This window comes from Cellvibrio zantedeschiae, from assembly GCF_014652535.1.
Taxonomy (GTDB): Bacteria; Pseudomonadota; Gammaproteobacteria; order Pseudomonadales; family Cellvibrionaceae; genus Cellvibrio; species Cellvibrio zantedeschiae.
This window is the reverse complement of sequence record NZ_BMYZ01000001.1, coordinates 2322262-2335731: the sequence shown is the minus strand read 5'-3', so window position 1 is coordinate 2335731 and position 13470 is coordinate 2322262. Positions and strand designations below refer to the sequence as shown.

The 13470-nt window shown below is 43.7% G+C and carries 12 protein-coding genes; 10 read left to right on the top strand and 2 right to left on the bottom strand.

The window, feature by feature from the left end:
* The first annotated feature begins 156 nt into the window (after positions 1–156).
* On the top strand, positions 157–678 hold the full coding sequence (locus IE104_RS10335) for a DUF1249 domain-containing protein (protein ID WP_189418057.1): 522 nt from the start codon (positions 157–159) through the stop codon (positions 676–678).
* Between the two features lie 152 nt (positions 679–830).
* On the opposite strand, the gene IE104_RS10330 is transcribed toward IE104_RS10335, so the two are convergent.
* Both IE104_RS10330 and IE104_RS10325 read right to left on the bottom strand, forming a co-directional pair.
* Positions 831–2555 carry a hydrogenase maturation protein gene (locus IE104_RS10330; protein WP_189418056.1) on the bottom strand — a complete coding sequence of 575 codons (1725 nt, stop codon included), beginning with the start codon at positions 2553–2555 and terminating at the stop codon, positions 831–833.
* An 81-nt stretch (positions 2556–2636) separates the two neighbouring features.
* The gene (locus tag IE104_RS10325) at positions 2637–3395 is read right to left on the bottom strand and encodes an MHYT domain-containing protein (protein WP_189418055.1); all 759 of its coding nucleotides are present in this window, start codon (positions 3393–3395) and stop codon (positions 2637–2639) included.
* A 489-nt stretch (positions 3396–3884) separates the two neighbouring features.
* Here IE104_RS10325 and IE104_RS10320 point away from each other — a divergent pair, with 489 nt between their 5' ends.
* The 9 genes from IE104_RS10320 (at position 3885) to IE104_RS10280 (ending at position 13445) form a co-directional block, all read left to right on the top strand.
* Positions 3885–4805: a response regulator gene (locus IE104_RS10320; protein ID WP_189418054.1), complete on the top strand. Its 921-nt coding sequence runs from the start codon at positions 3885–3887 to the stop codon at positions 4803–4805.
* Positions 4802–5164 carry a response regulator gene (locus IE104_RS10315; RefSeq protein ID WP_189418053.1) on the top strand — a complete coding sequence of 121 codons (363 nt, stop codon included), beginning with the start codon at positions 4802–4804 and terminating at the stop codon, positions 5162–5164. The genes IE104_RS10320 and IE104_RS10315 overlap by 4 nt, the downstream gene beginning before the upstream one ends.
* Before the next feature lie 17 nt (positions 5165–5181).
* Entirely contained in the window at positions 5182–5787 is a 606-nt protein-coding gene (locus IE104_RS10310) for a chemotaxis protein CheW (RefSeq protein ID WP_189418052.1), read from the top strand.
* A gap of 54 nt (positions 5788–5841) precedes the next feature.
* Positions 5842–7821 carry a methyl-accepting chemotaxis protein gene (locus IE104_RS10305; RefSeq protein WP_189418050.1) on the top strand — a complete coding sequence of 660 codons (1980 nt, stop codon included), beginning with the start codon at positions 5842–5844 and terminating at the stop codon, positions 7819–7821.
* A 27-nt stretch (positions 7822–7848) separates the two neighbouring features.
* Positions 7849–10779, top strand: coding sequence for a response regulator (locus tag IE104_RS10300; RefSeq protein WP_189418048.1), 2931 nt, complete (start codon positions 7849–7851; stop codon positions 10777–10779).
* Positions 10776–11318, top strand: coding sequence for a chemotaxis protein CheW (locus IE104_RS10295; protein ID WP_189418046.1), 543 nt, complete (start codon positions 10776–10778; stop codon positions 11316–11318). The genes IE104_RS10300 and IE104_RS10295 overlap by 4 nt, the downstream gene beginning before the upstream one ends.
* The gene (locus tag IE104_RS10290) at positions 11318–11821 is read left to right on the top strand and encodes a hypothetical protein (RefSeq protein ID WP_189418045.1); all 504 of its coding nucleotides are present in this window, start codon (positions 11318–11320) and stop codon (positions 11819–11821) included. Before IE104_RS10295 ends, IE104_RS10290 begins: the two co-directional genes overlap by 1 nt.
* 226 nt (positions 11822–12047) lie before the next feature.
* Positions 12048–12854, top strand: coding sequence for a 3',5'-cyclic-AMP phosphodiesterase (gene cpdA, locus IE104_RS10285; protein ID WP_229837771.1), 807 nt, complete (start codon positions 12048–12050; stop codon positions 12852–12854).
* A 6-nt stretch (positions 12855–12860) separates the two neighbouring features.
* Positions 12861–13445 (top strand): YqiA/YcfP family alpha/beta fold hydrolase, encoded by a 585-nt coding sequence (locus tag IE104_RS10280; RefSeq protein WP_189418042.1) that lies wholly within the window; start codon positions 12861–12863, stop codon positions 13443–13445.
* Positions 13446–13470: the final 25 nt, after the last annotated feature.

Genomic DNA, 13470 nt, shown 5'->3' with positions numbered 1-13470 from the left:
CCATTATGTGATTGACTTAAGGGCGAGTCTGGCTAACACTTCAGTACAAGATAAGTAAAATATTCCATGAAACCTGAGTGGAATTTTGGGTTTACACTTTACTTATTAATGACACGGCCGTGTGCCGATTTTGATTTTTCCTACTATCTGTAATTTATGTTTACATTGCGTGTAGCCAAGCCTCAACCGGATTACGTCACTTATCGTGAACGTTACAAAGTTGATTTACCACTGCAAATGGCTGAATGCGAAGCTAATTACGCGCGTCTACACAAATTATTAACACAACATTTCAACAAGCAAATTGAAGATCAATGTGGTGACGAATATCGTTTTATGACGAACCGCGGCGAGCAACAGTGGCTTAATCAATTACGTATTCTGGAGCGTTCTCCCTACACGACTACATTACAATTAAGCCAGGCAGCTGTTTCGAGTGCATCTAGCTGGTTACATATGCCCCGGTTGACTGTGCGTATGTATCACGATGCAAAATTGGCAGAAGTTCTGGCATGGGAAGGTCACAAGCGTTTGCGTCCACGTTACGAATACCCCAACCAATCCATGTATCATACCGACGAAAAGTTACAAGTTAACCAATTTTTGGGTGAATGGTTAAAAGTTTCTTTGGAGTGTGGGTTACATATAGCGGAGTTCAGTCTTTCTGATCCACGATAGTTTCGTGACGAATCAAATAGCTGTTTGTCGTCACACTCACACCTCTCAATTAAAATACTAAAACCAATATCAAAACGACTTTTGCATTGCATTAATGCTAAGAACCTTATTGATTCGTGCTCTGACTGCCATCCATAGTTTGAGGTTCTGGTTTAAGCAATTTGCTTGGATTGTGAGGGAATGGTTTTGTAAATCAACCTGCTTGGTGTTGCCTGGCAACTAATTTTGTATACGAAGTTGTAACGCAAATGATGATATTCACTTTGCGGATTATCAAAAATGGCTTTCATGCGCTGTAGTTCATATTGGCGATAGGATTCCAGCGGGCGCACGGCTTCGTCTTGCATGCGCGCATATTGTTTGCGTGCCAGCACTGAAAAATAATTATCGTCCTGCGCTAAAGCTTCGCACTCACTTTGCAATCGACGATGATACGCGCTCCAGTCTTCAGCAAAAACCTGATCGACCATACCTAATTCATAGGCTTGGCTTGCAAGCACCGGCATGCAGCTTTCAGTTAATTCTTTTGACTTTACATCGCCTATGCGTTTTGGCAATAAATAAGTCCAATATTCGGAGCCAAATAAACCCATTGTTAAATAATGCGGATTTAATACTACACCCGCGCGTGCAAATACCTTATCGCATGCCAATGGCATTATAGCGCCACCTGCGCCGGCATTATTTCGAAGTGCAGCAACGGTGAGCTTGTTTGTCATGCAAATTAATTCTTGCACTATATCGTCAATAGCGTTGATGTTGCGCCAGGATTCTCGCGCAGGATCGACGGCCGCTTGAATGTAATTAAGATGAATTCCGTTGCTCCAGAAATCTTCACCACCCATAAGTGCAATAACGCGAATGTCATCGCGCTCGCGCAATTCCCGTAAACGCGCAAGCAAATCGTGACATTGTTCGGTATTCATAGCGCCGTTATAAAAATCGAAAGTAACGTAGGCAACGGCTTTTTCAATATCAATTTTAATATCGTTTTGAACGCGCGAGTTAATAACCTTAAGCGCTGAAAAATCTGCGGCATTGGTGAATTGCTGGCTAATAACCTGAGTGCTGGATAATTTAAAAAAGCGGCGATCTTCCTGTTGGGCCATTTTCATCTGGCGAATCCATACACTGCCGTCCACGGTCGCGCGGCAAATAGCACCGTCGCGGTGGCCTACAATTTCGCCGGGAGTTGCGCTGTACAAAGAGTATTCCGCTTTGGCACCGAATAAATGAACTGCGTTTCCTGCAATTGAATCCAATACGCCGGGAAAGCTATCAGCTGTATTTATTTTTCGCACAATAGTTTCGGTGGTATCCAGGCTCCAATTAATTTTTCGCGAATCCTGACGCATTAACGGCAAGCATTCGCCTTTAACTTTAGGATTAGTGTAATCGAGTGGACGGGGTTTGAAATCAGGATTGCTAATAGCATTATGCAAAACATTTTTTACCATCTGTACTGCGGTTGCAATTACTTCGCGACGATAAATACTGGCTTTAGACGTGTGGCGAAGATTAAATTTTTGGGTATCCCAAATGTCGCCCGCATCCATTTCTGCATCTGCTTGCAATAGGGTCACCCCCCAGCTGGTGGCTTTGCTGGCAATCGCCCAGTCGAGGGAAGAGGGACCTCTATCACCTTCAATGCCCGGATGAACAATTAAACATAGATGATGCTGCCAAATTTTTTCTGGCACCGCATGTTTTAAAAACGGACACAAAATTAAATCGGGCTCAAAATCTTCCACGGCTTTAATCATGTGTTGTTCGTTGGCCGATAACTCGATAGAAACACTGTGCATTTCTATTTCTAATTCCCTGTGCATACGTTGACACATTCCATTGTAAGCGGAAGCAAACAATAAAATTTTCAAAGGATCTCCTGCCGTATGCGAGCTTGCAACCGGTTAACTGCAATTAATAAGAAAAATAACAATACTATCGGGCCGAAGTATCTAAGCAGGTTCGTCTTGCATGTCGTCTTCAATTTTCGAACTAAGTTGGTTGAGCGACATGATCAGGCAAATAACTAATAGCAACATGCTCGCGCAAAAAATAAATAATCCCATGGTCATAGGGCTCATGGAATTTTCGATTATCGTTTGATCGGCGTCATGATTGTGAATCATACTCATAGCCGCCATGCCTGTGTAATGCATACCACATACTGCGATAGCCATAACTATGGCGCTGCCTAGCATAATTGCAGTTCCTTTCAGGTTTACCGCGAGCCAGAGTGCAACAGTTGCCGCAACAATTGCGATGACGAGTGAAACTGCAACTAGAGTTTTGTCATACACCATAGTGCTGCCGGGCATCACCATGGCTTCCATTCCCAAATAATGCATACCGGCTACGGCGAGCCCCGTGAATAAGCCTGCACCTAATAAGCGAACGATAGATAACTTTCCGCTTACTGCTATAAAAATGCCAATGCCTACCGCAACAACAGCCAATGCTAGTGATGCGAAGGTTGGGCCGGGTAAATACCCAATATCCATAGGGACCTGGTAAGCCAACATACCGATAAAGTGCATCGTCCAAATTGCACCGCCACCTAAGGAGACAGCAGCTGCAGCAATCCATAATGGTGACGGCCCCGACGAAGAAGATTTCATGCCGTTAGTAATTTGTAGTCCTGTAAATGAACCAAATACAGCGACTAAAAATGAAAGCGAGACAAGAAACCAGTTATAACTAACTTCCATTTCCATAGGGAATTACCTCATATAAGCGAATAAAGCAGAGATGATTTGAAAATTAAATCAATTGAGTTCGCAACATCCATGCTGCACTTGTTGAATTCTAGTTATGCAAAATGATGATCAATAGATTAAATTCTCATAAGTTTTTTTAAAATTATCTTTTAAGTATTTAATATCGAATTAAATTTAATTTATAAAAAAAATGTGAACTGAGTTAGAGAAAGCTCATAAGCTACTGTAAGTGTTGGCCTTAAAATTTAACAAAAATGAATTAATAAATACGTTTGTCGCTAAAAGATGCAAAATTGTCGCTTCAATCATTTATATATTTTTCAAGCGCTAATAATTTTTACTCCCTCAGATTTCATGTTCGAACATTTTATGAATTGCCTACTTTAAAGCCTGTTCTAAACTCCATTTAGTAAAGTCTCTTGGTAAGAAATCTTTTGGAAAGGGATTAAGTTTCCAAGAAGCCGTATTCAGTTATGGGAGAATTAAATGGCTGCGCAATTATCCTCGGTAAAACAAACGGGAAAATTATTCCAGGTAGCGGTAGTAGGTGCGGGTGCTAACGATTTGGAAATATTCGCGCGAATTTTTGCAATAACTCGCTATAGACCGCGCAGTTATCATCTCAAAGTAGTTAGCGAAAATAGCTCGCTTGGTGAGTTAACCAGTGCGGCTAACGCTGATATCTACGTAGTCAATTTACACAATCCTCATGCAGTTCATTGCTGGCACAGGTTGTCCGCACTCATTGCTACGGATAGGCGTAAACCAGTTCTAAAAATATCCAAAGTGACTCCCGCTACTGAAACTGGTTCTGAGTTTACGATTTCATGGCCAATTAACCCCGCCAAACTATTGCAGTCACTTGATAATTATACGATTCGACATCTTCATTATTATCCGGAATTTGAAATAGGTTCAGATGTAGAGCCATCGGTTGCAACAGTTAAAAACTTTAAAGCTATTAACCTCACAACCCACGCACAACAAAGCGTGCCGCAGGAAAATAAATTACGAATTTTAGTGGCTGATGATAGTTTGGCCGTGCGGCGCCAGCTAAAAATGGAATTTGATGTAATGGATGCAAAAGTCAATTTGGTTGCAGACGGAGAAGCTGCTGTTAAAGCTGCAGAATCTGAAAATTATGATGTTATTTTTTTGGATGTAGTCATGCCCGGTATTGATGGTTATGCCGCTTGCAAGAGTATCAAACGCAGCAAACTCAATAAAAACACACCTGTAATTATGTTGACTAGCCGCTCGTCCAAATTCGATAAGCTCAAAGGTGTTTTGGCAGGCTGCGATACCTATTTAACCAAACCTATCAATCACAACGAGTTTAAATCGATCACACAAAAACATTTTGACGCTCATAAATCCCGCACGCAAAAACTGGAGAACGAACAATGAAACCTAATCGCATTATGATTGTGGATGATTCACCCGTAGAGCTACAACATTTAAAAGAAATTGTGTCCGATGCGGGATATCAAGTTATCACTGCCGTAAATGGGCAAGATGCTTACGACAAAGCCAAAACCTACAAGCCGGATGTGATCTTAATGGATGTGGTTATGGATGGTATAGATGGTTTCGAAGCTTGCCGGAATATTACCGGCGATAAAGATTTATCGTCAATTCCTGTGGTATTTGTCACCAGCAAAAATCAGCGCGCTGATCGTGTGTGGGGAGAATTACAAGGCGGCAAGGCCATGATCAGTAAGCCTTACACGCAAGATCAAATACTCGACACAATAGCTGCGCTCTAATCGCAAGAGTTTCATCAATGAATAATGATGCAATAGCTACCACACCATTGGTTAAAACTGCGACGCAAGAAACGCTTGAAATTAATCTAATTCATGCACTTACGCGATTGCGGCATACAGCATTTGAAAAAGAAATCCTGGGTGGTGATGCGGCTCTGAATGTGGATGCGAAACCTGAATCATTTTTTGGGTTCTCAATTGGTCATTTGCAATTCATGGTAGCCGCTAGCTGTTTTTGTGAAGTGTTTGTGGATACCGCAATTGCCGCTGTACCTAACGCGCCATCTACCTTGGTTGGTCTGAGTAATATTCGCGGTGTGTTGATGCCGATTTACCAGCTTCACTCTTTGCTAAATAGCTCTATTGCAAAAAAGCCAATTATTTTTGCCATAGGAAAGGGGGAATCCAGTGTTGGATTATTGATAGATAGCTTGCCGGTTTCTCTGTCATTAGCGGCTTATCAGCGTGAAGCGATTGCAAAACAAGAGAGCCCTTTATTACAGCAGTTGGTTAAAGAAAATTATTTTGCAAACCAAAGCCGTTGGTTGTTGCTTGATGGAAAATCCTTTGGCGCACAACTTCTTGCAATAACGCATCAAATGCCGAAACAGGGTTCGCATTAATTATAGATTTTTGTTCATTAATCTAGGTTTATCGCTCATTCATGGAGTTAGCTGATGAAAAAATTATCCGGGATTAAAATATCCCATAAAATTAGTAGCCTGATGATTGGTTTGGTGGTTGGCTTTCTGTTAATGGCGGTGGCTTATTACGCTCAGTTTGCATCGGAAAAAACAATTAGCGAAGCCAATGCTAATTTTAGAAGCATTGATCAGCTGATTTCGGCAACATTAAACTCGGCTGCGGAAATCCGTAGCGCAACGCCTACTTATCTTGATACGGGCGATGAACAAGCGCTTGGTTATTATCGTGGCGGGAAAATGCAGGTTAATGAATCCCTTGCTCTATTGGGATCTATGAATGCACGTTTCGTCAATAAAAATGCACTGAATACCGCTAAAGCTGCCATGAAAGATCTGGATGCAAAATTCAACATGCTGTTAGAGCAACAAGCAGTTGTGGCTAAAGATGCGGTTAGAAAAGATGAACTTAAAACCGAGTTAAGGGAATCTATTACCGCTATGACCACAAGCCTGCAGGACTATCGCATTATTATGGACGCCAATGTGAAGCGCCGTATTGCCCAGGCACAGAACGAGTTAAATATCGCGCGTACTATGTTTGCCGCGGTGTTATTTTTAACTGCCGTAGGTACAACGCTGGGATTGTTTTTAATTTATCGCAGTATCGTATTACCACTCTGGCATATGCAACGCGTTATAGCGCAGCAAAACAGCGGTAATGACAAAGCACGTGTGCGTATTCATGCTAACGATGAGTTGGGTGATTTAGGCCGTGCATTTAACCGCTTGCTGGATGAGCGTATTAAGGTGCTCGCAGAACAATCCCAGGAAAACGAAACGCTCAATACTTCAATTATTGGTTTGATTCGCACACTGGGTGCAATTGCGCGAAAAGACCTTTCCATCAAAGTGCCTGTATCTGCTGACGTAACAGGTACTATTTCAGACGCGGTGAATTTATTAACGTCCGAAACTGCACGTACTTTACATCAGGTAAAAGGTTTCTCTGAAAAAATTAACGTGATTTCTGATCAATTGCAGGCGCAATCAGCGGTTGTGTTGCAAGTGGCGGAAGAGGAGCGTACGCAAGTAGCTGATACAGTCAGTGCGCTAGATCAATCGGCAAAAACCATGACGGATATTGCGAAAGAAGCTCGCAGCGCTAACAGTATTGCATCCTCGGCAATTGATTACACACAAAAAGCCCAGCTCTCTGTAATTCAAACAGTAGAAGGCATACAAACAATTCGCGGCACTATTTCTGAAACAGAAAAACGTATTAAACGTTTGGGAGATCGTTCGCAAGAAATTACTTCTATCGTGAACCTTATCAATACCATTGCAGAGCGTACGCATATTCTCGCATTGAATGCGAGTATGCATGCAGCATCTGCCGGTGAAGCGGGTAAAGGTTTCGCAGTGGTAGCGGAAGAGGTGCAACGACTTGCAGAAAACGCTCGCGGCGCGACATCTGAAATTTCGGCTATGGTAAATAATATTCGTGTGGAAACATCGGACACAGTGAATATTATGAACAAGTTAATTACTCAAGTGGCGGAAGGTACCAAGCTGGCCGAAGACTCAGGTCAGCGTATGCATGACACTGAAGCGGCAACGCGCCAATTAGTAAACCACGTAAAATCTATTGCTGTTAATTCTATGAATCAAGCCAACATGGCTAACCGCGTACGCGATCGCGCTTTGTTAATTACTGAATCTACCGAAAAAACTCACGGCAAGTTGGAAGAGCAACGTTTGCAAACAGATGAATTGAAAAATTTCGCTAATTCGTTAATGGATCGCGTAAACGTATTTACTTTGCCTGAGTTCCGTAACGAACAGCGCCCAGCAGTAGGTGCACCTGTTAATCTTACTAATACGGTGCCTACACTTACCCAGTCTGTTAATACACAAGCTGCTAATACACAGCCAACGGCAAACCAATTGCATCTGGAGCAAATTGCCTTAGGGCAATTACCGCCCGAGCAAATTCGGCAGGCTAAATTGGCGTAAGCTTAGCAACAGCAATTGGGAAGCATTATGGCCACGAGTGCGTTAACGCCAGACCAACAGGAATTACTTGCAATGCTTGCAGGCGAACTGCAGGCTTTGTTAGATATTTCGTTAAGCCAAGTAGAATATAACTCCTGTACTGTCGAAAATTTGCAAGATACTGCTGAAAGCCTGGATAACTTTGCAAACGCAGCGGAGTTGATTGGTTTAAATGGTTTGGCGTCTGCGTGGCGATGCTTGCGTGATAATTTATTGGTGCTGATACAAGACGCTGCTCAAATCAATCCAGAGCAAGTGGTGTTAGTAGATTCGTGGGTGATTTATTTTCTGGATTTTTTACAACATCTTTCAGCAAATAATGACACCGATGAGCAGATTACTCCCCTCATAAATTTTCTTGCAGAACCTGCCTGGCCTGTTCCATTGGGCGCAACACAAAAATCTGAACTTGCAAATGCGCTCTTGAGTGCAGAGGTTCTTGTAGAGGAAGACGATTCCAATCGATTACCCAAGGTTGCCACCCAGGATATGTTGTCGCTTGCATTGAGTGATGATCTTAATCCTGATTTGTTTGAAGGTTTAATGATTGAGTTACCTGCACAGGTGGTGCAATTTACTGATCAACTTAATCAGTTTACACAAACGCGTAATCAACAATCCCTCGCCAGCGCCCAACGCATAGCGCACACGTTGAAAGGTGCAGCCAATGTAGTAGGTATTAGCGGCCTCGCTAATTTTATGCATTTTAGCGAAGATCTTTTAGAAGAAATCGCTAAACATGATGAACCCCTGACACCAGCACTTAAAAATTTATTGTTAGATATGAGCGATACCCTGGCAGCTATGCTGGATAGTTTGACGGCAGGCGATGTTCATGGGGATTCCATCGGTGCGCTTGAACTCGGCATTATGCAGCAGGTGTTGGATGCCTATCACAATATTCGCGCGCATGGATTTGAGAGCATTAATTCTTTGCCCGTTATTGATCAATCGCAAATCCAAATCCTGAATCAACCAGATTTAAATATCTCTGATTCACCAGATGATACCGCCCTTGCGAATAAATTTAATACTGAATTGCAGCAAAACTCAGATATTCAGAATTCCCAAAATCTTCAGGAAGCTATTGCTGCTCACTTGCGCATCAAAGAAGAAACTGCGCAAGATTTATTGCGGCTTGCGGGTGAAAGTGCTATTTCAACTAACCGGCTACAAACGCAAGTTACGGATGTTAAGCAGCAAGTTCAACATATTAGCGCCTTGCACAATAAACTCACGCAGCTTACAGAGGAATTTGGACATTTAATTGAAGTGCGCGAATTATTTAATAGCCGGTCAAAAAATTCAAGTGATGAAGATTTAGATCCGCTTGAGTTGGATAAATATAATGAGTTGCACAGTTTTTTCCATCAGCTGCAAGAGTTTGCAATAGATACTCGCGATGCTATTTACCAAACCCAGGGCCAATTGCGTGCATTGGAGGATTTAACGTTTGAGCAGCAAGTTACCAATCGCTCCAGCCAAAACCATTTGCTGGAAATGCGTATGATCCCCGCCAGTAATTTTGAAGCTCGTTTTCAACGTTGTGTGAGGCAAGCATGCCGTTTAACCGGCAAGCAAGCGCGCTTTCAATTGCGCGGTGGTGAAACCATGATTGATAGCCGTATCTTACATGAGCTGGTTGATCCACTTATGCATTTGTTGCGCAATGCAGTTGACCACGGTATTGAATCGGCGAGTGAACGAATTCTTGCAGGTAAATCTGCTGAAGGTTTAGTGGAGTTGCAATTTACGGTGCAGGGACAATCTATTGTTATTCGCGTCTTGGATGATGGTGCTGGTTTACAGCGCGAACGCATTGCTCAAAAAGCGCGTGAGCTTGCGATTACGCCACCTGCGGATTCCAATCCTGAAGTTGCAGAGCTGTGGCTTAAACAAATTATTTTTGCCGCAGGTTTTTCAACTCGCGACCAAGTGAGCCAAACCTCTGGGCGCGGTATTGGTTTGGATATGGTTGCAGATCGCGTTAATGAATTAAAAGGTCGTATTACAGTAGATAGCCGCCCGCAACAAGGCTGTGAGTTTTCAATTCGCTTGCCTATGCCAATGATTACCGAGCAAGGTTTATTAGTAGCGAGTGGCAAACATAGTTTGGCGATTTCGGCGCGCGGTGTTGAGCAATTATTATTTTTGGAAGAATCAGCATTGACGAACGATGGCGAACAGTTGCGTTATCGTTTTAATCAGCAAGACATTGATGTTTTTCACCTTGCCCAGCTCGCGCAATTGCCTGATGTTCTTGCCATCAATGCTATAGATGCGCACGCATTACTGGTAGTGGAAACAATGCCGGGGCAGCGTGTTGGAATTTTAGTGGACCGTGTATTGGCGAGCCGTGAAATGGTGGTGAAGCCCTTAACACCATTTACACCACAGATTGCCGGAATTATTGGCGCCACTATTTTGGGCGACGGCGCAGTTGCGCCCGTGTTGGACGTTCAACATTTAATAATGGATATGTTGCAGCGTGGCGTGAGTACATTGGGTTGGATGGCAGACACTTTGCGTCTTAGCCAGCAAGCGGCTGCAAGCAAACCAATGGCGTTGATTGTAGATGACTCACTCAGCACACGTCGTTCACTCGCGCAGTTTGTGGGTGACATGGGTATGGAAGTGCGCACGGCTAAAGATGGTTTTGAAGCGATTGAAATTCTTCAGGAACAAACGCCGCACATTATGTTAGTGGATATGGAAATGCCGCGCATGAACGGGTTGGAATTAACGGCGCACGTGCGTGCTAACGAAAGCACCAAACATATTCCGGTCATTATGATTACGTCGCGCAACACTGAAAAGCATCGTAGCCTTGCATCTGCAGCGGGAGTGGATACTTATTTAAATAAACCATTCTCTGAAGAAGAATTATTGCATCACATTCAGGAAAATATGCACGCATGAACCTCGAACTCAACAATAGCGATGCTGGACCAAGAATACACGCAGTTAAATCCTCCGCCGGCTCACCGGAACCTTTGGCATTAATGGATTGCGGGGAATTTAGTTTGTTGATATCGAGTAAAGATATAGTAACCTTAGCATCGGCAACAAAAATAATTGCATCCACAATGGCGCACACTTGCGGAGCAATAGAGCATGAGCAGCAAATTATTCCAGTGTTCGCATTTAATAAAGCCTTGCAGTTGCAATCCAATTTGCCCAGCGCGCAAATGACGCTGATTATTATTCAATACGACAATTATTTATTTGCGCTTTGCTGCAAAGCCCTGGAAAAAATCGAAGTAGCTGACGTACATTTTTTTGATGTGCCCTTGAGCATGAGTAGCCGTAAACAACCCTTCACGCAATTTGCCGTAGTGAATAAGCGTGCTGCAGGTCTAACCAGTGCATCACAATTGTGGCGATTATTAACCATGCGCAATGCGGCGCAGACTATTCCACAACTTAAATCCCGGATACTGACTCAAGGAGCGGGTTAATGAGTGACTTATCACCAAACACTAACGAATCCAGCGAGCCGGCGTTGGGGGCATGGATACTTCCCATCAGCTCTACCCAAAGTGTAGCTGTCGGGCGCCATGAGCTTAAATACATTGAATATGTAGAGACAGTGGTGGATCTGCCCGGCGTGCCCGCTTTTTGTGAGCACGGGTTTTTATGGAGGAATCGATTTATTCCTGCGTTGGATTTGTGGAGCTTGCTCACCCGCCGACGTATGCCCGCAACCAATGCCGAGCATCTAGCCGCTATTATTGCCTATGAAACTGCTCAGGGCGAAATTGCCATGGGAGCTATTCTTCTGGCCGGAGTGCCAAAGTTGGTGACGGTTGTACCAGCCCAGAGCGTAGCGGTTTCAGATTTACATGAAGAATGGCAATTGTTATCACATGCTGCCTTTAAAGACGAAAACACCCTCTACCCAGTGCTCGATTTGCGCTGTCTGTTTGATAAAACGCCAGCTGATTTGTTATCCCTGCATTAGTGGCTCCATTAATGCCCAATCCGGCAGTTTTCGCCAATTCCTAACTCCTTCACACTTCTGGTTTTTTTTAAGCTGCTGCGCCGTAAAAAGGCAATTTAAGCGATGCGGAGGGTGGAATAAATCCTATTTAGCGTATATTGTTGCCCATAATTAACTGAATTTCTCTTAAGTCTCTTTTCTTAATAACCAGAATTAAGGAAGAGCAAACCTTGAGATGGATGCTGCTGTGGCCAAAAACGGCGTTAGTTCTAAGCGATTTATCCAGATCAGTGACTGCCATTTAGGCCCACTGACGAGCGAGGCTTTGCTTGGGCTAAATACAGATGAGAGCTTGCATGACGTTCTGGCACTTATCGCCGAAAAGGAATCTGACTTTGACTACATGGTCTGTACCGGCGATATCGCCAGTGCGGGACATGAAGCTTGCTACCGCCGATTTGTGTCTATAGTTCGCCAGTATTTCTCCCAAGCATTGGCATGGCTACCGGGCAATCACGATTCGGCCGATATCATGGCCCGCGTAGATTTGCCCCAAGCGCCTGAAGCCCGCTCAATTGTATTGGGTGACTGGTTGATCCTTCTGCTTGATTCTGTGGTTCCCTTTAAAGTGCATGGCAATTTTGAGCAGAGTGAGCTGGATTATCTTGAGCAAATGCTAAGCGCGAATCCCAATAAACACATTATGATCATGCTGCATCACCAACCCGTATTGGTGGGTAGTAAATGGATTGACCAATATATCCTCCGCAACGCAGACGCTTTCTTCGCACTTGTCGACCGTTTTTCCAATGTAAAAGCGATTGTGTGGGGACATGTCCACCAGGACTTTAATAGCCAGCGTAAAGGTGTCGATTTGATTGCAACACCCTCTACTTGCGTGCAATTCAAACCGCTTTGCGATGATTTTACAGTGGATACCCTAATGCCCGGTTATCGCTGGTTTGACCTTTACGATGACGGCAGCCTGAGTACAGGCGTAGAGCGCGTTAGCGGCAAAGAGTATGTTATTGACTACAAGTCCGCCGGCTATTGATTGTCTATGGCTGCGCTGTTGTATATTCATGGTTTCCTGAGTTCCCCCTTATCCTTTAAAGCGCAACAAACCCAGGCATGGCTTGCGGTTAATCATCCCGAAATAGACTATCATTGCCCCCAGCTTTCACCTTACCCACTTAAAACCCGGCAGCTGCTTGAGCAGTTGGTCGAATCACTTTTGCCGCAACCAGTGTATTTAATGGGTAGCTCACTGGGTGGGTTTTGGGCGACCTGGCTGGTGGAAAAATACAATTTGCGAGCTTTGCTGATTAACCCTGCTGTTAAGCCGCAAGAATTTATGCCCAAATATGTAGGGCTGGAGTTAAAAAGCTACCATACAGACGATATTTACTTGTTGGGCGAGCATCACATCGATGAAATTACATCGGTTGATGTACAGCCGCAGCGTCTGGATAATTATTGGTTATTAGCGCAAACCGGTGATGAAACTCTCGACTATCGCCACGCGATGGAAAAGTACGCCGGTTGCAAGCAAACAATTGAAGAGGGTGGCGATCATGCCTTCCAGGGTTTTGATCGTTATCTCGCAAGTGGATTGGAGTTTTTGCGCTCACCACTCAAAAAATAAATTTTGTTTAACTCAAAACTAGAAA

Bases quoted from the DNA above. Each gene is read 5' to 3' on its own strand.
- IE104_RS10335 (WP_189418057.1), top strand. From the start codon at position 157: ATGTTTACATTGCGTGTAGCCAAGCCTCAACCGGATTACGTCACTTAT.
- IE104_RS10325 (WP_189418055.1), bottom strand. From the start codon at position 3,395: ATGGAAATGGAAGTTAGTTATAACTGGTTTCTTGTCTCGCTTTCATTT.
- IE104_RS10320 (WP_189418054.1), top strand. From the start codon at position 3,885: ATGGCTGCGCAATTATCCTCGGTAAAACAAACGGGAAAATTATTCCAG.
- IE104_RS10315 (WP_189418053.1), top strand. From the start codon at position 4,802: ATGAAACCTAATCGCATTATGATTGTGGATGATTCACCCGTAGAGCTA.
- IE104_RS10310 (WP_189418052.1), top strand. From the start codon at position 5,182: ATGAATAATGATGCAATAGCTACCACACCATTGGTTAAAACTGCGACG.
- IE104_RS10305 (WP_189418050.1), top strand. From the start codon at position 5,842: ATGAAAAAATTATCCGGGATTAAAATATCCCATAAAATTAGTAGCCTG.
- IE104_RS10300 (WP_189418048.1), top strand. From the start codon at position 7,849: ATGGCCACGAGTGCGTTAACGCCAGACCAACAGGAATTACTTGCAATG.
- IE104_RS10295 (WP_189418046.1), top strand. From the start codon at position 10,776: ATGAACCTCGAACTCAACAATAGCGATGCTGGACCAAGAATACACGCA.
- IE104_RS10290 (WP_189418045.1), top strand. From the start codon at position 11,318: ATGAGTGACTTATCACCAAACACTAACGAATCCAGCGAGCCGGCGTTG.
- IE104_RS10280 (WP_189418042.1), top strand. From the start codon at position 12,861: ATGGCTGCGCTGTTGTATATTCATGGTTTCCTGAGTTCCCCCTTATCC.